Source organism: Flavobacterium sp. RSSA_27, from assembly GCF_051547125.1.
Taxonomy (GTDB): domain Bacteria; phylum Bacteroidota; class Bacteroidia; order Flavobacteriales; family Flavobacteriaceae; genus Flavobacterium.
This window is the reverse complement of sequence record NZ_JBPTTN010000002.1, coordinates 255848-276846: the sequence shown is the minus strand read 5'-3', so window position 1 is coordinate 276846 and position 20999 is coordinate 255848. Positions and strand designations below refer to the sequence as shown.

General features: G+C 32.5%; 24 protein-coding genes. 14 read left to right on the top strand and 10 right to left on the bottom strand.

The features are described 5' to 3' along the window. The first annotated feature begins 1 nt into the window (after position 1). A complete protein-coding gene (locus tag ACSVH5_RS04075) occupies positions 2–643 on the top strand; it encodes an alpha/beta hydrolase (RefSeq protein WP_438060183.1) in 642 nt (213 codons plus the stop codon). Positions 644–686: 43 nt separating this feature from the next. On the opposite strand, the gene ACSVH5_RS04070 is transcribed toward ACSVH5_RS04075, so the two are convergent. From ACSVH5_RS04070 to ACSVH5_RS04060, 3 genes are read right to left on the bottom strand one after another with little or no spacing between them, the layout of a single operon-like run. Next, a complete protein-coding gene (locus ACSVH5_RS04070) occupies positions 687–1151 on the bottom strand; it encodes a GNAT family N-acetyltransferase (RefSeq protein WP_438060182.1) in 465 nt (154 codons plus the stop codon). A gap of 5 nt (positions 1152–1156) precedes the next feature. After that, complete coding sequence (locus ACSVH5_RS04065) at positions 1157–1657, bottom strand: hypothetical protein (protein ID WP_438060181.1); 501 nt, start codon at positions 1655–1657, stop codon at positions 1157–1159. Positions 1658–1672: 15 nt separating this feature from the next. Then, positions 1673–2437: an MBL fold metallo-hydrolase gene (locus ACSVH5_RS04060; RefSeq protein WP_438060180.1), complete on the bottom strand. Its 765-nt coding sequence runs from the start codon at positions 2435–2437 to the stop codon at positions 1673–1675. Positions 2438–2533: 96 nt separating this feature from the next. Between ACSVH5_RS04060 and ACSVH5_RS04055 the strand changes: the two genes are divergently transcribed. Continuing rightward, positions 2534–3991 carry a TonB-dependent receptor gene (locus tag ACSVH5_RS04055; protein ID WP_438060179.1) on the top strand — a complete coding sequence of 486 codons (1458 nt, stop codon included), beginning with the start codon at positions 2534–2536 and terminating at the stop codon, positions 3989–3991. Between the two features lie 61 nt (positions 3992–4052). Here the strand turns inward: ACSVH5_RS04055 and ACSVH5_RS04050 are convergent, their stop codons facing one another. The 3 genes from ACSVH5_RS04050 to ACSVH5_RS04040 form a co-directional block, all read right to left on the bottom strand. After that, positions 4053–4526, bottom strand: a complete 474-nt coding sequence (locus tag ACSVH5_RS04050) for a copper resistance protein NlpE (protein ID WP_438060178.1) — start codon at positions 4524–4526, stop codon at positions 4053–4055. Between the two features lie 94 nt (positions 4527–4620). After that, entirely contained in the window at positions 4621–5148 is a 528-nt protein-coding gene (locus ACSVH5_RS04045) for a DUF4251 domain-containing protein (RefSeq protein ID WP_438060177.1), read from the bottom strand. Positions 5149–5177: 29 nt separating this feature from the next. Then, a complete protein-coding gene (locus ACSVH5_RS04040) occupies positions 5178–5609 on the bottom strand; it encodes an META domain-containing protein (RefSeq protein ID WP_438060176.1) in 432 nt (143 codons plus the stop codon). A 211-nt stretch (positions 5610–5820) separates the two neighbouring features. Here ACSVH5_RS04040 and ACSVH5_RS04035 point away from each other — a divergent pair, with 211 nt between their 5' ends. The 5 genes from ACSVH5_RS04035 to ACSVH5_RS04015 all read left to right on the top strand — a co-directional run bounded on the left by ACSVH5_RS04035 (position 5821) and on the right by ACSVH5_RS04015 (position 10454). Further along, positions 5821–6345: a hypothetical protein gene (locus ACSVH5_RS04035; RefSeq protein WP_438060175.1), complete on the top strand. Its 525-nt coding sequence runs from the start codon at positions 5821–5823 to the stop codon at positions 6343–6345. A gap of 180 nt (positions 6346–6525) precedes the next feature. Then, positions 6526–7158 (top strand): superoxide dismutase, encoded by a 633-nt coding sequence (locus ACSVH5_RS04030; RefSeq protein WP_438060358.1) that lies wholly within the window; start codon positions 6526–6528, stop codon positions 7156–7158. Positions 7159–7169: 11 nt separating this feature from the next. Further along, the gene (locus tag ACSVH5_RS04025; protein WP_438060174.1) at positions 7170–7745 is read left to right on the top strand and encodes a YdeI/OmpD-associated family protein; all 576 of its coding nucleotides are present in this window, start codon (positions 7170–7172) and stop codon (positions 7743–7745) included. A 77-nt stretch (positions 7746–7822) separates the two neighbouring features. Further along, the gene (locus ACSVH5_RS04020) at positions 7823–9022 is read left to right on the top strand and encodes an LETM1-related biofilm-associated protein (RefSeq protein WP_438060173.1); all 1200 of its coding nucleotides are present in this window, start codon (positions 7823–7825) and stop codon (positions 9020–9022) included. Between the two features lie 490 nt (positions 9023–9512). Beyond that, positions 9513–10454 (top strand): LysR substrate-binding domain-containing protein, encoded by a 942-nt coding sequence (locus ACSVH5_RS04015; protein ID WP_438060172.1) that lies wholly within the window; start codon positions 9513–9515, stop codon positions 10452–10454. 36 nt (positions 10455–10490) lie between these two features. Here the strand turns inward: ACSVH5_RS04015 and ACSVH5_RS04010 are convergent, their stop codons facing one another. Together ACSVH5_RS04010 and mnmD are read right to left on the bottom strand one after the other, a co-directional pair. Next, positions 10491–10688, bottom strand: a complete 198-nt coding sequence (locus ACSVH5_RS04010) for a hypothetical protein (RefSeq protein WP_438060171.1) — start codon at positions 10686–10688, stop codon at positions 10491–10493. Positions 10689–10820: 132 nt separating this feature from the next. Next, entirely contained in the window at positions 10821–11489 is a 669-nt protein-coding gene (gene mnmD, locus ACSVH5_RS04005) for a tRNA (5-methylaminomethyl-2-thiouridine)(34)-methyltransferase MnmD (RefSeq protein ID WP_438060170.1), read from the bottom strand. A gap of 464 nt (positions 11490–11953) precedes the next feature. Between mnmD and ACSVH5_RS04000 the strand changes: the two genes are divergently transcribed. Beyond that, positions 11954–13021, top strand: a complete 1068-nt coding sequence (locus tag ACSVH5_RS04000; protein ID WP_438060169.1) for a branched-chain amino acid aminotransferase — start codon at positions 11954–11956, stop codon at positions 13019–13021. 57 nt (positions 13022–13078) lie between these two features. Here the strand turns inward: ACSVH5_RS04000 and ACSVH5_RS03995 are convergent, their stop codons facing one another. Continuing rightward, positions 13079–13480 carry a hypothetical protein gene (locus tag ACSVH5_RS03995; protein ID WP_438060168.1) on the bottom strand — a complete coding sequence of 134 codons (402 nt, stop codon included), beginning with the start codon at positions 13478–13480 and terminating at the stop codon, positions 13079–13081. Between the two features lie 388 nt (positions 13481–13868). Here ACSVH5_RS03995 and ACSVH5_RS03990 point away from each other — a divergent pair, with 388 nt between their 5' ends. From ACSVH5_RS03990 to ACSVH5_RS03975, 4 genes are all read left to right on the top strand, one after another. Next, positions 13869–14972, top strand: a complete 1104-nt coding sequence (locus tag ACSVH5_RS03990; protein WP_438060167.1) for an SRPBCC family protein — start codon at positions 13869–13871, stop codon at positions 14970–14972. Between the two features lie 64 nt (positions 14973–15036). Next, positions 15037–15579, top strand: a complete 543-nt coding sequence (locus ACSVH5_RS03985) for an RNA polymerase sigma factor (RefSeq protein WP_438060166.1) — start codon at positions 15037–15039, stop codon at positions 15577–15579. 32 nt (positions 15580–15611) lie between these two features. Further along, positions 15612–16025 carry a hypothetical protein gene (locus ACSVH5_RS03980; protein ID WP_438060165.1) on the top strand — a complete coding sequence of 138 codons (414 nt, stop codon included), beginning with the start codon at positions 15612–15614 and terminating at the stop codon, positions 16023–16025. Positions 16026–16054: 29 nt separating this feature from the next. Continuing rightward, a complete protein-coding gene (locus tag ACSVH5_RS03975) occupies positions 16055–16507 on the top strand; it encodes a sensor of ECF-type sigma factor (protein WP_438060164.1) in 453 nt (150 codons plus the stop codon). A gap of 50 nt (positions 16508–16557) precedes the next feature. Here the strand turns inward: ACSVH5_RS03975 and ACSVH5_RS03970 are convergent, their stop codons facing one another. Then, positions 16558–17619: a WD40/YVTN/BNR-like repeat-containing protein gene (locus ACSVH5_RS03970; RefSeq protein ID WP_438060163.1), complete on the bottom strand. Its 1062-nt coding sequence runs from the start codon at positions 17617–17619 to the stop codon at positions 16558–16560. Positions 17620–17736: 117 nt separating this feature from the next. Here ACSVH5_RS03970 and ACSVH5_RS03965 point away from each other — a divergent pair, with 117 nt between their 5' ends. Both ACSVH5_RS03965 and ACSVH5_RS03960 read left to right on the top strand, forming a co-directional pair. After that, positions 17737–18885, top strand: a complete 1149-nt coding sequence (locus ACSVH5_RS03965; protein WP_438060162.1) for a hypothetical protein — start codon at positions 17737–17739, stop codon at positions 18883–18885. 121 nt (positions 18886–19006) lie between these two features. Beyond that, positions 19007–20968 carry a KUP/HAK/KT family potassium transporter gene (locus ACSVH5_RS03960; protein WP_438060161.1) on the top strand — a complete coding sequence of 654 codons (1962 nt, stop codon included), beginning with the start codon at positions 19007–19009 and terminating at the stop codon, positions 20966–20968. Positions 20969–20999: the final 31 nt, after the last annotated feature.

The following is a 20999-nucleotide window of genomic DNA, read 5'->3' as shown; positions in this document are numbered from 1 at the left end:
CATGAATTTATCCTTAGCATTCAAAATAAGAGAACCTAAAGTCGTTTTAGCAGAAAATCCAGTATTGATTTTACTACACGGTTACGGCAGCAATGAAGCAGATTTATTCTCTTTTGCACCAGAATTACCTGATCACTACTATATCATTTCGGTTAGAGCACCTTATGACTTACAATACCGAAGTTATGCGTGGTATGCCATCAATTTTGATGCTGATCAAAACAAATTTTCAGATAACGATCAAGCACGGGAATCTCGTGATTTGATTGCCAATTTTATTGACGAGTTAGTACAAAATTATCCCATCAACAAAGAAGAAGTAACGCTTATCGGCTTTAGCCAAGGCGCTATTTTGAGTTATGCTGTTGCCCTCTCGTATCCCGAAAAAGTAAAACAGATTGTTGCGATGAGCGGTTATTTGAATCCAGATATCTTAGCCGAAGATTACTTAAAAAACAATCTGAATTCCTTACGAATTTTTGCCTCTCACGGCACAGTAGATCAAGTGATTCCTGTAGAATGGGCCAGAAAAACAGCTCCTTTTATTGAAAAATTAGGCATTGACATTACTTTCAAAGAATATCCAATTGGGCATGGAGTTTCGCCACAAAATTTTTATGACTTCAAAAATTGGTTGCAATAAATACAACTTTTAGCAAATAAAAAAAGCAGCTTTAAATTATATCTTAAAGCTGCTTTTTCATTTTGGTTTCAATAAAAGGAACTCCTAAATAATCAATGGCAAGTTCTTCTACGATTTGCCATCCATACTTTAGATAAAAAGCAACTCCAACGGGTGATGATGCCAAATAAATTTCAAAATGTCCGATGGCTTGTGCTTCCTTTTCAATATAATGAAGTAAGTTTGACCCAATTCCTTTCTTTGCATAATCAACATGGGTGTAGAAACCTACAATATAATTGCCATCTAAAGCAATTGTTCCAACAATACTTCCATTTTGCTTAGCACAAAACACTTTTTGTTTCAATATTTTTTGTTGTACCGCTTCAGTTGAATAATAACTTTTAAAAATGGCCCACTGCTGTTCAGAATAGAAGGGTTTTAAATAAAAATTTGCATTGTTTAGTATTAACACACTCAACGCTTCGGCATCAATTACCTTTGCTTTTGCAATTGTAAAGGGTTGCATCCTCTTTATTTTTGGTACAACAAAGACTGATTCACTTCAAAAGATATACTTTCGTCGGAATTGACAAAATATTTAATAAGTACTTCTCCCCAATAGTCACCATCGCTAAAATCAGCAATAATCCATCGGTGATTTAAAATTCTAACTTTATTGATTACAAATTTATTAGGTCCAATAGGATCTTGTCCTGTATAGGGATTTCCTTTAGGATTATTATTTAAATCCAGTAATTTCTCGGTTACAACAGGAATTAATTTTTCAACCAAAATGGTTTTGTCAGGATTGGTTGCATCAAAATAATTTTGTGCATTTTCATTTTTAGCTAAAGAAAAATAATTGGCATCATCCAATTTAAGTGTTACTTTTTTGATACTATCTCTAAGTTTCGCAGTGACTTTTGCGAATTTTTCTTGCTCAAATTTTACTTCTTTATTTAAAAACATATAAGTATAAATATTGAATAAAACAGCCAATATAAAACCATAAAGTAGGAGTGATTTTTTCATTTTTTAAATTATAAATTAAATGGTAATAACTAAATTATCGTAGGCCAAAAATACATTTTCTGGCAATTCTTTTTGAACATCTTCGTGAAAGCCTAACAAATGACTGATATGTGTCAGATATGTTTTTTTTGGTTGTACTAAAGCAATAAAATCAAGCGCTTCTTGAAGATTAAAATGGGTATTATGTGGGGTGATACGCAATGCATTCAAGACCAAAACATCTAGATTTTTCAATTTTTCAACCTCTTCCGGGGCAACCGTTTTTACATCCGTCAAATACGCAAAATCATCCACTCGGTATCCAAAAACTTGTAAATCGCCGTGCATAGCATTAATCGGAATTACCGTTTTTCCACCCAAAACAAAGGGTTGATTATTGATTACCTCAATGGTTTTTACCGATGGCGCTCCAGGGTACCTATTTTCAGTTTCAAACACATAATCAAAACGTTTTATTAAATTTTCGATTACACGTTGATGGGCATAAATCGGCATTTCTCCTTGTCTAAAATTGAATGGACGAATATCGTCTAAACCTGCAGTATGATCTGAATGTTCATGAGTGAATAAAATCCCGTCTACTTTTTGACAATTGGATACCAACATTTGCTGTCTAAAGTCGGGACCGCAATCGATAACATAAGAATGGTCTCCCCAGGACATCCAAAGCGATACACGAAGTCTTTTGTCCTTATAATCAGTGCTTTTACAAACTGGATGTGTACTCCCAATAATTGGAATTCCTTGTGAAGTACCAGTCCCTAAAAAATAGATAGTCAATGGAGTGTTATTTTTTTACAAAAATAGAATTATTTATGATTCATTTAGATATCGAATTAATTAACTTTGTCACAAAACACGACTATTTGCATTAAAATGGATACAAAAAAATTTAAACTTAAAGGTGATAAGGTCATTGAACAAATTCCTTCTATGAAGGACAAAGCGCTTCGAATAAATCTTAATGAAAATATATACGGAACATTTGCTGAAATAGGTGCCGGTCAAGAAACCGTAAGGCATTTTTTTAGAGCTGGAGGATCCTCTGGAACTATTGCAAAAGCTATGTCTGCTTATGATAAAGACTTTAGTGATGCGGTATACGGCATTGAAGAAGATGGGAGATACGTAACCGAAAGTCGTCTTAAAAAAATGCTAACCTTTGAAGGTCAATTAATCGAAGAACGATTAAGTCGTGCCAAACACCCTAATAAATTATTCTTTAGCTATGCTAATACCGTAGCTACAATTGATTTTGCCAAACAATTCAAAGGTCATGGATGGGTGGGTATTCGGTACCAATTAGACCCAGCCGAAGCTTATAACGAAATCATACTACACATTCGTTTTAAAGAAACAGATTCTCGCTTACAACAAGAAACCTTAGGAATTCTAGGTGTCAATTTAATCTATGGAGCATTTTATAAATACCAAGATCCAAAAAAATTACTACGATATTTATACGACCACTTAGATAAAGATCAATTAGAAATTGACACCATCAACTTTTCAGGCCCACGTTTTGCTGAAGTAGACAATCGATTGATGAGTTTGCAATTGGTAAAAAACGGAATGACAGATGCGGTGATGTTTAATCCAGAAGGAAAAAACATCTTACCCGCTGCTATTTTATACAAAAAAAACATTTTAGCTTTTAGAGGTAGTTTTCGTCCAGTTACCAAAGTAAATATGGACATGTATGAAAATTCTATAAAAATGTTTTTAGAAGAAAACAAAGTTGAGAAAGAAAACACCCAAGTTATCTTTGAAATTACTTTATCTAATTTGCGTTCAGATGGAGAAATAGACGAACGTGATTTTATGGACAGAGCCGAATTGTTATGCTCCTTAGGTCAAACCGTTATGATTTCTAATTTCCAAGAATATTATAAAGTGGTAGAATATTTTGCCAACTATACCAAAGCTCGAATGGGATTGGCTATGGGGGTAAACAATTTAGTCGATATTTTTGACGAAAAATACTATCGCCATTTAAGTGGTGGAATTTTGGAAGCTTTTGGTAAATTGTTTTATCGTGACATGAAAGTGTTCTTGTATCCGATGCTGGGTGAAGATGGAGAAATTATTACCTCTGAAAATTTGAAAGTACATCCAAGGATGAAAGAATTATACAAATTCTTCAAATTTAATGGTAAAGTAGTTGATATAACCGATTATGACCCTACTATTCTTGAAGTATTCTCTAGAGAAGTTCTTAAAATGATTAGTCAAGGAAAACCCGGTTGGGAATCTATGTTGCCATCAGGTGTAGCAGAAATCATTAAAAAACAACGCCTTTTTAGTTATGATCCTGAAAAGGTATTGCAGTCTTAATTAAAACTTTTAAAAGCTCAACATCTACTGTTATGTTGAGCTTTATTTTTAAAATCAAAAGTTATTTTTTTTGGAGAATGTATTTAGAAGCTAAATCGCCTTCCACTATGTTTCCAGACATATCCATTTGCACTAAATGATTTTCGCCAACTTTATATTGATTAGGTTTGTGTTCTAAACCGTTAAGAGTTATCACAGACCCCGATTTATCCCAAGAAAAATTTCCTTGTTCTATAGTAGTTTTTTCATCTCCTTTTCCCATATTGTTTGTTTTCAACACAAATGTATTGTCTTTTCCTAAAGTTAATTCTACAGCTATTCCTTCACAATTTGCACAAGGAGTAACCCCTTTATACACGCCTTCCCAATCCAATGAAACTTGTGAATTGTCGCCTACATGATTTGTATCTATAGGCATTCCAGCTACTGAATCCGCTTTAATTTCAATTAAATTAGTATTTTCCTTTGGAGGTTCTTGCTTACAAGATATAGCCATCAAAACAATAATAACAAACAGAAAGGAGATCTTTTTCATTACAAAATGGTGTTGATTATAAAATATGGAAGCATGAATTTAGTAATTAAAATTCACATAATATGTTAAGACACACAATTATTACTTACTAATTTCAGTTTTCATACTTTAAATCCAGCTCAGTAATAGACCCACTATAAGAAACACTAGATCTATTATTGCTATTAATAATCAGAGAAGCACCTCCTTCAAAGAAAACCGTTAATTGAATGTTGTACTGATCATTCTTGTCTTTAATTTTAGCTTTTAGCAAATAACTTTTTTTACCTTTTTTAATAGAAAATTCTTCTGGAATACCTTCAAATTTGTAACCTCCTTCCCCTCCACCATAAGGAATACTTCCAGTAACTCTTCCAAAAAAAGGCATATCACTCTTAATTAAAGCTGGTTTAAAAATCATTGCATTAGGATTGGTAGTCAAATCAATACTCCTAAATCCCGTAGGAAAAGCTCTATTGGCTTTAAAAACAAATGTTTTGGAAGCCAATAGCGCCTCAATCTGCTTTTGCTGCGCAATTTTATTGGCCTCTTTTACTTCCTTCTTTGTTTCTTTTTGAGCAAAAGTAGGTCCTGACACTATCAATAACACCAGTACTATGTTTTGTTTACTAATTAACCTCATCCTCTTTATTTTAAATTATCAATAAAAACTTATTTTTTATCAAAGCGCATTAGTAGCACTTTGTTCCCAAACATTTGTAATTGTTTCCCATCAGTACTGATAGCATAACTATCGACTTTTTCAAGCATACTCATATAAACACTATCGCCATTTCCGGGACAGGCCATCATAGTGGCAATCATTTTACTTTTCTTGAAATCAATACTATTCCCATCTAAAATTAGTGTTCCAGAATAATTATTACAGCTGTTTTGTCCAAAGACTTTTTTTGAAGACAAATCAAAATTGATCGTTGGTTTTTGATCGGGATAAAGTCCTTCAAAAGCAATCCTTGGTCCACTTATGTACGTTAAGACCCATTCTCCATGTAGCGAATTTGGGGATTTTGTTGTATTTTTGGTTGCCTGGCAAGCGGTCAAAGTCAAAACAAGGAATGTGACTATCAAATTCATTTTTTTCATATATGTAAATTTTGTTTTTTTTTAGGTCATTTATGGAATTGCCTTTTACTTATTGGTGTTTGTTTGCAACAAACCTGTTGTTAATAGCGATTCCATATCGTATTTTTTTCGCATGAACTTAAATTTACGAAAACCATACCAAAAAAACGGATTTATACTATTTTTTAGCATAATTTAATACTATTTTAAGAAAATAAATATCAAAAAAACCATGAAAATACTAGGCATTGGATCACGAATACATCACGAAAAGTTAGGCAAAGGTGTCATAACCAACGTAACATCAACAGATTATTGGGTTACATTTATCGACTCTGGTTTAGAAACCCTTGCTTTAGATAGTACTTTTGAAATCATTGAAGCAGCAGAAAACGAAGTCGATACCATCAGTTTTTATGAAGTTGAAACGTCTCTGAAGAAATTACTACAAAAATGGTCCGATGTTTCTGAAATTGTTCCGATTGCCGATAAATGGAAAGGAGGCAAAATTATCCTTGAGCCCGGACAAGCAGGATTAGCTTCTAAAGAAATTCCAATTGACACATTTTTTCACAAAATTATTATGGTTAGAGACCGGTTGAGGGTTATGGAGCAAAAAATCAATTCAAGTAAAATTGAAGAACTCGAGAAAATTGAATTACAACAATACCTTACCCGAATTTATGGCACATTAACAACATTCAATGTACTTTTTAAATCTCCTAATAATCATTTTGTTGGAGAAAAGTCAAAATAATTTCAAGAACCTAGTAAACAACTAATTCAAAAAAAAATGGAAAACAACAACAGCAGAAGAGATTTTATCAAAAAATCAGCTCTTCTATCAACAGGAATTTTCATGGGAACTTCGATTCTTAATACAAGCTCTGCAGCCAACGCAATTTTTTTGAATCCACTACATTTCAATGATAATGTATTGAATACTCAAGAAACAAGCTTTAGCTTACCAAAGTTACCCTATTCCTATGATGCACTAGAACCACATATAGATAAGCTTACTATGGAAATTCATTATTCTAAACACCATCAAGCTTATGTAACGAATTTGAATAAAGCAATTGAGACTTTAGACAAAAGATTAATGGAAAAAACCAAAAGTCTAGCTACTATTTTCGAAAACATGACTCTATTTCCTGAAGCTATTCGCAATAATGCTGGCGGACATTACAACCATAGTTTGTTTTGGAACTTAATGCAATCTAACGGTGGAGGTGCTCCAAAAGGAAAACTAGCTGAAGCTATAAATGGCACATTTGGCTCATTTGAAGCTTTCAAAAAACAATTTGCTGACGCTGCCACAAAACGGTTCGGTTCCGGATGGGCTTGGCTAGTGGTAAGCAATGGAAAACTAACCATAACCTCGACTCCTAACCAAGACAATCCATTAATGAACTTGCCTACGATTGTTGCCAAAGGAAAACCAGTTTTGGCGCTAGATGTATGGGAACATGCCTACTATCTAAAAAATCAAAACAGAAGAGCAGATTATATTGCCTCTTTTTGGAATGTTGTCAATTGGGAGGCAGCTGAAGCACTTTATATCGCTTAATTGCAATAGCCTTGGAAGAAAGAGAACTTTTATATTTTAAAAATGCTAAGGAATGGAGAACTTGGCTTCATGACAATCACAATTCATCGAAAGGAGTTTATCTCATATTCTATAAAGTGAGTAGTGATTTTGAAAGCATGCGTTGGGAAGAAGCCGTTCAAGTTGCCATTTGTTATGGATGGATCGATTCGACTGTAAAGAAAATTGACGAACACCAACGCAAACAGCTCTTTTCTCCTAGAAAAAATAAAAGTGTTTGGAGCAAGCTCAATAAAACCTACATCGAAAAACTGATTCAAGAAAATGCCATGCATGAAAGTGGATTAAAAAAAATAGAAATTGCTAAACAAAATGGCTCCTGGAATTCGTTGGACGATGTTGAAAATCATACTATCCCGGAAGATTTACAACTTGCCTTTGATGAAAATCCAAAAGCTTGGAACCATTATCAAGCATTTAGCCCTTCCTATCGAAAAAGCTATTTATACTGGCTTAACCAAGCCAAAAGAATCGAAACCAGACACCATCGAATTCGAGAAATTATTCGACTTTGCGAACAAAATTGCAAATCAAGAGACGCCTATTAATTTTTAAACTAAAGATTAACTTTTACCAACCATTGTCGTTGTAAAAAAACATAGCTTTGTAGTTTCAAAACATAACAATGATTAACCCATCTGCACCCGGCTGGATAGACAAATTTTTTATAGAACAACCTTTTTCTAAAGAACTTTCATTAGAAAACAGCACTTCTTTTTATCTCAAAACAAGAGAAACTGGTTTTATTTATGGTCATATTATTTCGTTCAACACCATAAACCCGATTGATTCCAAAAGATGGTTTAAAGAAGAAATATCAAAAGTTGCTTTACTAAACACCCTTTATGGTGCATTCTGCTTATCAGAACCCGAAATTACGCCCGAATTGTTTGTAACCAAAGTATTGGATTTTTATAACCAAATGAATCCACAAAGCTTCAGCCTATTCAAAAAAATACTGCCTAAAAACAGTAGGACTTTAACTTTGGAAAAATATATTGATGAAAGAGTACAAACCAACGATGGTATCATCAATAAAAATTTTTCACATTTAGTTACTAATGCACTATTGTTTATTGATGTTTTGGCTTTTTGTCAATACTTGAAACACGGAGAAATCCCTGAAAAATACTTGAAACGTATTGAAGAAACCGTTGTAAATATTGTGGCTCTGGCACTAAAGATTAAAAGCAACAAAACGCAGTATGACGATTTACTAATCAAACTTTTTGAAGCTTCTATTCGGTATACCAAATTTTCAAAAAAAGCGTCCTTGTCTCTTGAATCCTTAGAACTCGATTATTTCACTCTTGATTTAGAAAAAAAATACCTAATCGATATTACCGGAATGGCACTTTGGAGCGATGGTGTGATAGAAAAAGAAGAAGCTTATTTTTTACATACTTTAGGCAGTATTCTCAACGAATCCGATGAATTTGTGGTTGCCTCAATTCATCACACCAATGATTTCATTACAAAATACAAAAGTGAGATTCCTTATTTTAATTATTCTAATCCTGTTAAGCACTTTTACGACCAAACTACCGAAAGTGTGGTAACTTTGGTCACCCGAAATAAAAACAGATTGATCAAAGAAATCATGGAAAGCAAAGAGTTAATGGTTCTCTTGGCACATTCTACACGTCGTGATTTGAATGAAAAAGAGAAAAAGAAAATCAGAAAGCAACTATTAGACATTTGCAAAACCATACCCTCACTTACAATTTTTTTATTACCTGGGGGTAGTTTGCTTCTCCCAATGCTGATAAAATTTATCCCAACCCTCTTACCTTCATCCTTCAATGAAAATTTAGAGGAAGATTAAACCCAGATTCTGCATTAGAAATCTACTACAACTAAATTACTTCACCATTTTTATATTTTTTAGCGGAGTTCAGTGAATGAATTTCTTCTTCAAAACCAAGAGCTTTTTTCACGAGTTTATATTTTTTGAGAGGAGTTCAAGATACGCTACGCTTGATTCTCCTATTTTTAAATTCAAAACACAAAAGTAGTAGCTCATTGGTTTATATTAATATAGGTATTCGCTGAACGTTGTTTCCTTCTTCAAAAATAGTCCGTGAGCTCTTGCTTTTATTGAATAATTCAGTTTCGCTACGAAGTCTAATGCGGAATCTGGGTTAAACAAAAATCCATAACTCAAGCTTATTTAAGCAGATTCTAAATCCTAGTTCGAACCGTTTTAACCTACATTTGTATCTCTATAATTGGGTGCAGAAATATCGTAAATTTACCTTAAATGTAACCATCAATTAATTTGATTGTTTTTATATTTACATCAAATTTTACGATCCATGACAATTACTCAACTCAAATATGTATTAGCAGTTGCTGAGCATAAAAACTTCACCTTAGCGGCTGAAAAATGCTTTGTAACTCAGCCAACATTAAGCATGCAAATTCAAAAAATAGAAGAAGAATTAAACATTCAAATATTTGATCGAACCAAAAAACCCATTCAACTTACAGATATTGGTCAAAAAATAGTTACTCAAGCCAAAAACATAGTAAATGAAGCCGATCGTATTCAAGATATTGTAGAACAACAAAAAGGATTCATTGGTGGCGAATTTCGCTTAGGAATAATTCCAACAATAATGCCTACTTTGTTACCCATGTTTTTGAAAAATTTCATCAAAAAATATCCAAAAATACGCCTGATAATTGAAGAACTTACCACATCAGATATCATAACCAAACTTAACAATGGTCATCTTGACGCTGCCATTGCGGCTACACCACTATTAGAAGAAAAAATAAAAGAAATCCCTTTATATTACGAACCTTTTGTAGCCTACATTCCTGAAGGACATCAACATTTTTCGAAAAAGGAAATTGAAGTAAGCGATCTAAATTTAGAAGAAATACTATTACTGCAAGATGGGCACTGTTTTAGAGAGGGCATACTGAATTTGTGTAAAAACAATAACGCCAAAGAAAACAATCCTTTCACCATAGAAAGTGGAAGTTTCGAAACCTTAATCAAATTAGCAGATGAAGGCTTAGGAACAACATTATTGCCTTACCTACACACTTTGAACCTAAATGAAAAAGACGTACTAAAATTAAAACATTTTAAAGAACCTAAACCAGCAAGAGAAATCAGCTTAATCTATCCAAAAAACGAACTAAAAATTCAGATAATAGATGCTTTACGAAACACAATTGCAGGAGTTATAAAAGGAGCAATTGTCTTTCAAAATGTAGAAATAATTAGTCCAATTCAGAAAAAATAAGCCTAAAAAGAAAGGAACCAATTGGTTCCTTTCTTTTTATCTATTTACTATAACTAGACATTGTTTCAATTCTGGTTTTCCATAAGTAAAATCAAATAACCATTCTTTTAATTGCTCCAATTCATATGGTAATAAAGTTCGTATAGCTTTTTCTAATTCTTTACAAAAAAGGATGGGATCAAAACTTACTCTTTCTAACACAGATTTAGTGTAATCAAACATTATTTTCGACATAATTCAATAAGATTTATGGGGTTTCATAGGGGTAAAAATAGTTTATTTATTGGAAGCATTTACAAAATTAACTAAGATTTAATCTTTTTTTATATTGATTTTAAATGCCAAAAAATCGTTTTCGTACTGTTTTCAAGGGATAAGCTTAGTTGCACGCAACATTTCTCTCTTTCCTGGTGGTCCTGCTAATTTTTCAACCGTAAAACCTACTTCGATCATGCTTCTTTTGACTACTCCTCTTGCAGCATAGGTTACTAGAACGCCATTGTTTTTGAGTGCTGTAAACATTTTTTGAAAAATTGCAGTACTCCACAACTCAGGCTGAACTCTATATCCAAAAGCATCAAAATATATCAAATCATACTTTGCAACATCGTCAATAGCTTCAAAAAATTGTTGTCTTTTGGTGAAGCAAAAATCATTATCCATCAAATGAGACTGTTCCCATTTCACTTGATGCATTTTCTCAAAGACAGGTGTATATTCTAAGGCTTCAAGTTCTTGTACATAATTCATTTCTTTTAATTCCTCAACCGATACTGGATAAGCTTCAACTCCAACATAAGTAATCGTTTGATTTCGTTTTTTAGCTTCCAAAAAAGTAATAAAAGCATTAAGCCCTGTACCAAAACCAATTTCTAAAATCGAAACCTTTTGAGCTGTAAACAATGCTAATCCATTTTTAATAAAAACATGTTTGGCTTCTTGTATTGCTCCGTGTTTCGAATGATAACATTCGTCCCAATCTTCAATTTGAATAGTCGTTGAGCCATCTGAAGTTTGAATAATTTTTCTTTTCATTTGTTGCTAATTATTGTTTTTATCGGTCATAACTAATTCACATAGCATCATTGGTTTTTGCGACCAATTTTCGATCATGCTCATTTCATACTTACACCATTTGTTTTTGGAATTGATTTTTGTTAGCTTTTTAAGGCATTGATTGTTGTAAAGATAGCACCATTAACAATTTCTAAACAAATTGACATTTATTTGTGATTTTAAAATTTCATTTTAAATACATTATTTATCAATAGTTATGTTCTTTAACAATCAAAAACGCAAGTATTTATTATATATTTCTTATAAAATCACAGTAAACAATTCTGATTTTTATAAAATACACAAATCTCAATTAAACGAAATATCTCTTACAATTTTCGCATCGTTTTTAGGCTTTTTTATTTAATTTTGTAAAAAATAAAATCAAATGAAGAAATATTTTTTTTTATTTGATTATTGATTCTAACTATTAATAAACAATCATGAGTACTTCTCAAACAACAACAATTTCAATCACTAAATCCGCTACTTCTAAAATAAACGATGTAGATTTTGATAATTTAAGTTTTGGAACCGTTTTTACAGATCATTTATTTGAATGCGATTTTAAAAATGGAGCTTGGCAACAACCAGTCATTAAACCTTACCAACCTTTTTTATTAGATCCTTCTGCAAAAGTTTTTCATTATGGACAAGCTATTTTTGAAGGAATGAAAGCATACAAAGACGAGAACAATGAGTTATGGCTTTTTAGACCTAATGAAAACTATAAAAGATTTAATGCATCTGCGGTTAGAATGGCAATGCCAGAAGTACCCGAAGAAATTTTTATAAATGGACTTAAAGAGTTATTGAAAATAGACGAAGCATGGGTTAAAAAAGGATTAGGAAATACCATGTACATCCGTCCTTTTATGATTGCAACTGGTGAAGGTGTAGTAGCGAACCCATCAAGTGACTATAAATTCATGATTATTCTTTCTCCAGCAAAAGCGTACTATTCTGGAGAAGTAAAAGTATTAATTGCAGAGCATTACAGTAGGGCTGCAAATGGTGGCATTGGAGCTGCTAAAGCTGCAGGAAACTATGCTGCCCAATTTTATCCAACAACTTTAGCAAACAAAGAAGGTTTCCAACAAGTAATTTGGACAGACGACGCTACTCATACCAAATTAGAAGAAGCAGGTACCATGAATGTTTTCTTCAGAATAAATGACACTTTAGTAACAGCTCCTGTTAGTGAAAGAATTTTAGATGGGATTACTAGAAAAAGTTTGATCGAATTAGCCCAGAAAGAAGGTATCAATGTAGAAGTTCGACCTGTTTTAGTGAGCGAGTTAGTAGAAGCTTCAAAAAACGGGACCTTAAAAGAAATATTTGGTGCTGGTACTGCCGCTGTTGTAAATCCAATTGTAGGGTATTCATATAAAGAAACGTATTATGAATTACCTAAAATCGAAAACTCTTATGCTGCGCAATTAAAAAGTAAATTAACAAATATGCAACACAAATTAGAAGCAGATCCGTTTGGATGGACTGTAAAAATCTAATTTATAGTTTATTCCAATTACAAAAGGCGATTTTCATTGTGAAAATCGCCTTTTATGTTATTTAGAATCTGCTACAATCTTTAGAATTTTAGAAAAATCTGGTTTGAAATAATTGGGACCTTTCATGACTTTTCCATCTTCCCTATAAATTGGTTTACCATCTTCCCCCAACTTACTCATATTGCTTTTTTGAATTTCATCAAAAACAGCTTCGATATGATCTTGAAGACCATGTTCGATAATTGTACCACATAAAATGTACATCATATCACCCAAAGCATCAGCGATTTCAACTATATCATTATTATTGGCCGCTTCCAAATATTCTTCATTTTCTTCTTTCATTAAATTAAAACGAAGTAAATTTTTTGCTTCACCCAAATTGGCATGAGGTTTTACTTGATGTCCGATGGCAAAAGCAGTATGAAATTCCTTTACTGCCTCTAGTTGTTTTTGCATAATTTTGAGTATTAAATGAATGAGCAAATTAGCAATAATTCTTAATCAATTGCTTAAATTTGCGAAAAAAAATACCATTATGTTTAGTCAAGGACAATTACTATTTGGAGTTTGTTTCGCTATAACTTTTATAATTGCGATGATTATTGCTTACCGAAAAGATGCCAATTTACACCGAATATTTTATAAAGGAAACTATAAAATTTTATTAGGTTTTCTTCTTTTTATTGGACTACTGTTCATTATTAAAATCTATCTTAAACATTAAAAACTTAGTTTTTTTTCCTCACTTTACCACTTTGCCAATAAAGTAAGTCTGAATTCTAAAAAGGAATCCTACTTTTTGAATAATATTTCTAACTTTACGAAAGTTTATACTCAAATTCTCATGCAAATCGTAAAATATCTTTTTCTCTTATTCCTTCTAAGTATCGTGGCAACTACTATTTTTGTGGCGACACAAAAAGGTGAATTTCAATTAGAACGCAGTAAAGTCATTAATTCTCCAAAAGCAGCCGTTTTCAATTACATAAACGACTTTCAAAATTGGCCTGATTTTAATACTTGGATGCTCGAAGATGAAAATTTAAAAATGAGCTATACTTCAATTACTTCAGGAAACGGGGCTTCATGTTCTTGGACAGGGGCTGATGGCACAGGAGACATTACAACTTTGAGTACAAAATTTAATGAAAGTATTACTCAAAAATTGAATAATAACGGCACAGAATCTGAAGTATTTTGGCACTTCAAAGACACAGTTGGCGGAACTAAAGTTACATGGAAAACCAAGGGTTACTTGAGCTTTGAACTTAAAATGTTGGCCGCTTTAAAAGGAGGTGTAGAGCGAAATCTTGGGTCTGTTTATGAAAAAAGTCTAAAAAATCTCGACAAGATTTTAGATTACGAAATGAATACTTACTCGGTTAAAGTTGTTGGAGAAGTTCGAAAAACGTCAACTTATTACATCAGTCAATCCTTTAGCAGTAAAGTAATCAACATCAATAAAAACAGTAGAATTGTTTTCTCCAAAATCATAGAATATTGTACTAAAAATGGTATTGAAATCTATGGCAAACCTTTCATTATTTATCATTTTTATGATGCAAAAAAAGAAACAGCCAAACTTTCTTTCTGTATTCCTATAAAAAATGAAATTGTTACTATTACTGAAAGTGGGTTTGTTGCAGGCAAACTAACTTCTTTTCCAGCTATTAAAACTGTGTCCAAAGGAGATTATTCACACTTACAAAAAGCATTAGATCAAACCAAAACCTATTTTAATACTAAAGTTATTGCTAGAGATTCTAAATTTTCCCACATTGAAGTGTATGCAATTGGAAGAAATGATCTGAGACAACCTTCAAAATGGGTTACTTATATTTATACACCGATACAACCAAAAATGGTTCCAACTCCTATTGTTCGTTCTTTGACTCCAAAAAAAGAACCTACTACTACAATTGAGGAGGAAATGCCATCAGAATTCTAAAAGAAATAAAAGTTGGATTAAACCTTTTAATAAAATGCTATTCTAACCCTAAAAAAGTGAAAACTTGCAAGAAGAACAAGCATTTATCCAGCAATTATTAGATCCGAAAACGCAAAATAAAGCGTTCGAACAATTATTGAAGGACTATCAAAAACCTTTATATCATCACATTCGAAACATAGTTTTGAATCATGATGATGCGGACGATGTTTTGCAAAACACCTTTATTAAAGTTTTTCGTTATTTAAAAGATTTCAAAGGAGAAAGTAAACTTTTTTCATGGATGTACCGTATAGCAACCAATGAGGCCTTAACTTTTTTGAACCAAAAGGCAAAAAAAAACAACTTAACTTCTCAAGAATTACAGGAAAAAACAATCGAAAATTTGCATGCAGACACTTATTTTGAAGGCGATGAAATTCAATTGAAATTACAAAAAGCTATCGCACTTTTACCAGAAAAACAACAATTAATATTCAAAATGAAATATTTTGAAGATCTAAAATACGATGAGATTTCAGATATTTTAGGAACTTCAGTAGGAGGTTTAAAGGCTTCGTATCATCATGCTACCAAAAAAATTGAAGCCTATATAACCGAAAATTAAACCTTCTAACACAACTATAGTCTAAACCCATTATGAAAGAATTTAAAGTAGATAACGAACCGAAAATAAGCTCTGGATTTAGTATCCCTGAAAATTATTTTGAAAATTTTTCAGCCAAGATCCTTCAAGAACTTCCTAAAGAAGAGCCCAAAGTGATTTCTTTATATCAAAAGAGAAAGAGATTACTTTTTGCGGCTGCAGCTATTTTGATACTGGCGCTGAGTTTGCCAATTTATAATAGTTTCTTCAAAACAGCAGAGGAAATAGATAATACAAGCATTGAAAACTACTTAGCCTTTCAACCTAATATAACACAGTATGAATTGATAAGTGAACTCGAAGCCGAGGATTTGGCAACTCTCCACGAAACTCCATCAGCAGATAAAGAAATTATCGAAGAACATTTACTCAAAGAAGATAATTTAGAACAACTCCTACTAGAATAACAGTATCGTCACAACAAAACCTAACACTCATGACAATTAAAAAACTTTTTCCGTATTTATTTTTACTACTTTCAGTAACAATCTATGGTCAAAATGAAAAATTAAAAGAAAAAAAAGACCAAATTAAAGCTATGAAAGTAGCCTTTTTAACTAACGAACTCAATCTAACAAAAGACGAAGCTGAAAAATTTTGGCCCGTTTACAATAGTTATGATGATAAACAATTTGAATTGAGACATCAAAAAATGAAAACCTATGCCAAAAAACTCAATGATGGATCTTTAGACACTATGAGTGACAAAGAAGCTTCTATCTTTTTAAATCAAATTGAAAGTACCGATGAAGAATTATATCTAATTAGAAAAAAATTCAATGCGGCATTACGGAACATCTTACCTCCAGCAAAAATCCTAAAACTAAGAAAATCAGAAGTTGAATTCGATAGAAAACTATTGCACCAATATCGCAATAGAACCAAATAAATAGCATCTAATTGATTTTGCCTCATAAGTTCACTTTGAATTTATGAGGTTTATTTTTTAAAAGAGAGACGAATCATTTTGTTTTTTCCTGCTGCAATAGCAGTGGAAGCATCAATAAATCGTAAGGTATACAATGATGCATCCGTACTCATTTGCTTCCAAGTATTCCCCCCATCCCATGAATAATGGATACCAGTGGCTCCAACCGTTACAAGTCCATTTCCGTTGCTATTAGGAACAAATTGCACGCATGAAATATAACCTGGACCACTATTATCGGCTATTAATTGCCATGTTTTACCGCCATCTTTAGTGATTGCTTTATTGCCAAAATTTTGATTAGGCAATTCATAATTTCCTCCTGCAATACAACCAATCAAATTATCATAAAAAGCGGCACTAAAAATCCCTGTCATTTGTTGCCCTTGTATGATAGGAGTTTCGCTAACTCTCCAAGATTTCCCTTTGTCCGATGAATAAAAAATTCTAGCTTTTTTCCCTCCAGAAACAATCCATGTATGATTCCCATGAACCACAATATTGGTATTACTTGCTGCAAAAGCCCCTTCATCATCATAATTCTTATAATAAACACTATGAGGTAAGGATTGCCAAGTTGTTCCGCCATCTCTAGTAACAATAATTGAAAAATAGTTATCGATGGGATCACCTAGAGCTATTCCTTCTTTTGCATTCCAAAACTGCATACTGTCAAAAAATATTTTTTCATTAGAATTTTGGTATACCAACTCTGAACTCCAATTTTTTTTATCAATTTTAAACAATAAAGCCGGACTTGCTATGGTGAGGGCAAATAAATGTTGTGGTGTAATAGCACTGCTTCTACATTCAAATATCAAATGATCCTTTTCCAGTTTTTGTACAACCTTTTTTCTTTTTTTTAAATCATAAAATCCATACCTATTTTGGTCAGCAACAAACCAAATTGTACCATCATCCACATTTAAAGAACGAATACTTACTTTATCCTCAAACAACGTATCTATTTCAATTTTTTGAAAAAAAGAATCTTTTATTTTACTTTTTTGAGCAGTGCAATTATTGAAACATAACACACTATAAAACAACAAAATCAAACTATTTCGGATCATTTTTAATTCATTTTATACAAGCTAAAATACAATAATAATTAAATAGGCTAAGATTTTAAAAACAATTCTTGGCATAGTAATTGGATAATCCGTTTCATAACTTTAAAACTAACCGCTATGAAAACTAAATTACTTTTATTTGCTCTAATTACCTTGCTTGTGACAGCATATTCAACTGCTCAAGATCGAACAACAATTTATGCCAAAGATGGAGAAATTAGTGATAATTTAGATTTAAAAGCAGTAGCTTCTGTTTTTGGAGAGTCTTCGAATTTGCAAGATTTTGAAAGAAGGTTAAATGATCCGAGACTTCAACTCTCAAACTTAGACTTGAATTATGATAACCAAGTCGATTATTTACGAGTAATTGAATCGGTTGAAAATAGAACGCACGTTATTATTATTCAAGCAGTATTAGGAAGGGATATGTTCCAAGATGTTGCCACTATTGATGTAGAAAAAGATCGTTATAATACTATAAGCATTCAAGTAGTAGGTGATGTTTTCATGTATGGCCCCAATTATATTTATGAACCTGTTTATTACAGAACTCCTGCGATTTATGCCTCTTTCTGGATAGGTAATTATCGTCCTTACTATTCGCGATGGAATTGGAATTATTATCCTACTTATTATTATACTTGGAATCCGTTTCCTGTGTATCGATACAGAAGAAACATCAACCACTGCATCAATGCTCACAATTCGTATCGATATGTTTCATACAGAAGTAGCTATAGGGCACCACAAATCTATGCTTCCAAACGCAATAATGCTTTTGAAAGAAGATATCCAGACTATTCCTTTTCGAGAAGAAACAATGATGTAGTTAACCATTATGAGCTAGAACGCAGCAGGGATAATAGAGATGTTTATAGTGACAATAAAAATGGTACACGCAACCAAGCAAATACAGACAGAAACTATTCGGCTTCTAGAAGATATGCAGACAATAACAATTATTCAATAGACAACACCATTCAACATAGAAATGAAAATATCGCTAGAACAGAGACAGCGGTTAGAAAGGAGACAAAAAGAAACTATATTGAAAATTCTGAATACAATAGAAGAGCATCCACCAAAAGAAATGAGGTTGAAAATAATTTTGAAAACAGAAGAAGCCAAAGTTCTAGAGAATATTCAGCACAAAAAACCACAGCTCCCTCTGAAAATAGGAATTCAGAAACTTACAAAGATGTATCTAGAAATGAAAAAAAATCTTATGGCAAACGAGAATACAAAGGTGAAAACCGAAGAATTTAAATACAGCTTCAAAAAACAAAACACGACTAAAGGGTCGTGTTTTTTTATTTAATTTTTAATAATTAAAACCTTTGTTTTATTTAAAAACAGTAAATTTGAGGCAGTTTTTTAAAAAATACCCATGAGCGCATCGCACAAAGACCTTCACAGCAAATTTACGCTTGGAGGTTTATTAATTTCTTTAGGAATTATTTATGGTGATATAGGGACATCACCATTGTATGTAATGAAAGCCATTCTTGGCGAACACATCATCGACCCAGATGTTGTTTTAGGAGGAGTTTCTTGTGTTTTTTGGACACTTACCCTTCAAACCACCCTTAAATATGTAATACTCACTTTGAGTGCTGATAATCATGGAGAAGGTGGAATTTTTGCCCTATATGCTTTAGTTAAAAAAACTAAAATTTCTTGGCTAATTGTACCAGCTATTATTGGAGGAAGTGCTCTTTTGGCTGATGGTATTATTACCCCTCCTATCTCAGTATCTTCGGCTGTAGAGGGAATAAGAACCTTTAATCCTGAAATCAATACCGTTCCCATTGTCATTGCTATTTTGGTTATTTTATTTACCATCCAACAGTTTGGCACTAAACTAGTAGGGAAATTTTTTGCTCCTACTATGACCCTTTGGTTCAGTATGCTTGCAATTTTAGGGGGCTTACAAATCATCAACCATCTAGACGTATTCAAAGCCATCAATCCTTATTACGCCTATCATTTGTTATCTATACATCCTGATGGATTTTTTGTATTAGGTTTTGTCTTCTTATGTACCACCGGAGCTGAAGCTTTGTATTCAGACATGGGGCATTGTGGGAGAAAAAACATTAGAATTAGTTGGACATTTGTCAAAACAGCCTTGGTATTAAATTACTTCGGCCAAGCTGCTTATTTAATTCAACACGGAGGTGAAACCTTACAGTCATTGGGTGGTAAAAATGGGAATCCATTTTATCTAATAATGCCAAGTTGGTTTCAACCAATAGGCATCGTCATTGCTACACTTGCTGCCGTAATTGCTTCACAGGCTTTAATAAGTGGTTCTTTTACCCTTATCAATGAAGCTATGCGTTTGAATTTCTGGCCAAAAGTTAGAATTAAGTACCCCACCGAGTTAAAAGGCCAACTATACATTCCGTCTATTAACTGGCTTTTGTTAGCAGGATGTATAGGTATTGTATTGCATTTTAAAGAATCGAGCAATATGGAACATGCCTATGGACTAGCCATAATCCTTTGCATGATTATGACCACCATTTTACTGAACTATTATTTAATCATGAAGCGTGTAAAATGGTATTTTTTCATGCCCTTGATTACAATATATTTGTTGATTGAATTCAGTTTCTTAGCAGCCAATATCACCAAATTTGCAGAAGGAGGTTATGTTACTTTGTTCATTGCGATCTTATTAATTTCAGTTATGACCATTTGGTATTTAGCAAAGAAAATCAACAAGAATTATACTAAAATAGTCAAAATTGAAGACTTCAAAAAAGTTTTGGTTGAATTGAGTAATGATTTAACAATCCCAAAATATGCAACACATTTAGTTTATATGACTAATGCAGGTCGAGTTGATGAAATTGAAGAAAAAGTCACTTATTCAATTCTACAAAAAAGACCTAAAAGAGCTGATATTTATTGGTTTGTGCATGTAAATGTACTCAATGAGCCTTATAAAAAAGAATACAAAGTAACCGAAATTGTGAAAGACGATTTGTACCGAGTAGATTTCAATCTTGGTTTTAGAGAACCTACCAAAATAAACCTCATGTTCCGTGAAGTAATCATTGATATGGTTAAAAAAGGAGAAGTAGATGTTACTAGTAGATATGAATCCTTACACAAAAACAATATTGTAGGTGATTTCAAGTTTGTCTTGTCAGAAAAATTCTTATCCAATGATTCCGATTTATTATGGCATGAAAAAATCATCATGAACTCTTATTTCTTAATCAAGAAATTGAGTTTATCCGAAGAGAGTGCCTTTGGCTTAGACAGTAGCTCTGTAAAAATTGAAAAATTCCCTATGGTGCTTCATGCTCCCGAAAGTTTAGGACTCAAAAGGATCAAATAAAATTCTTATGCAAATCACCAAAAAGCACTGT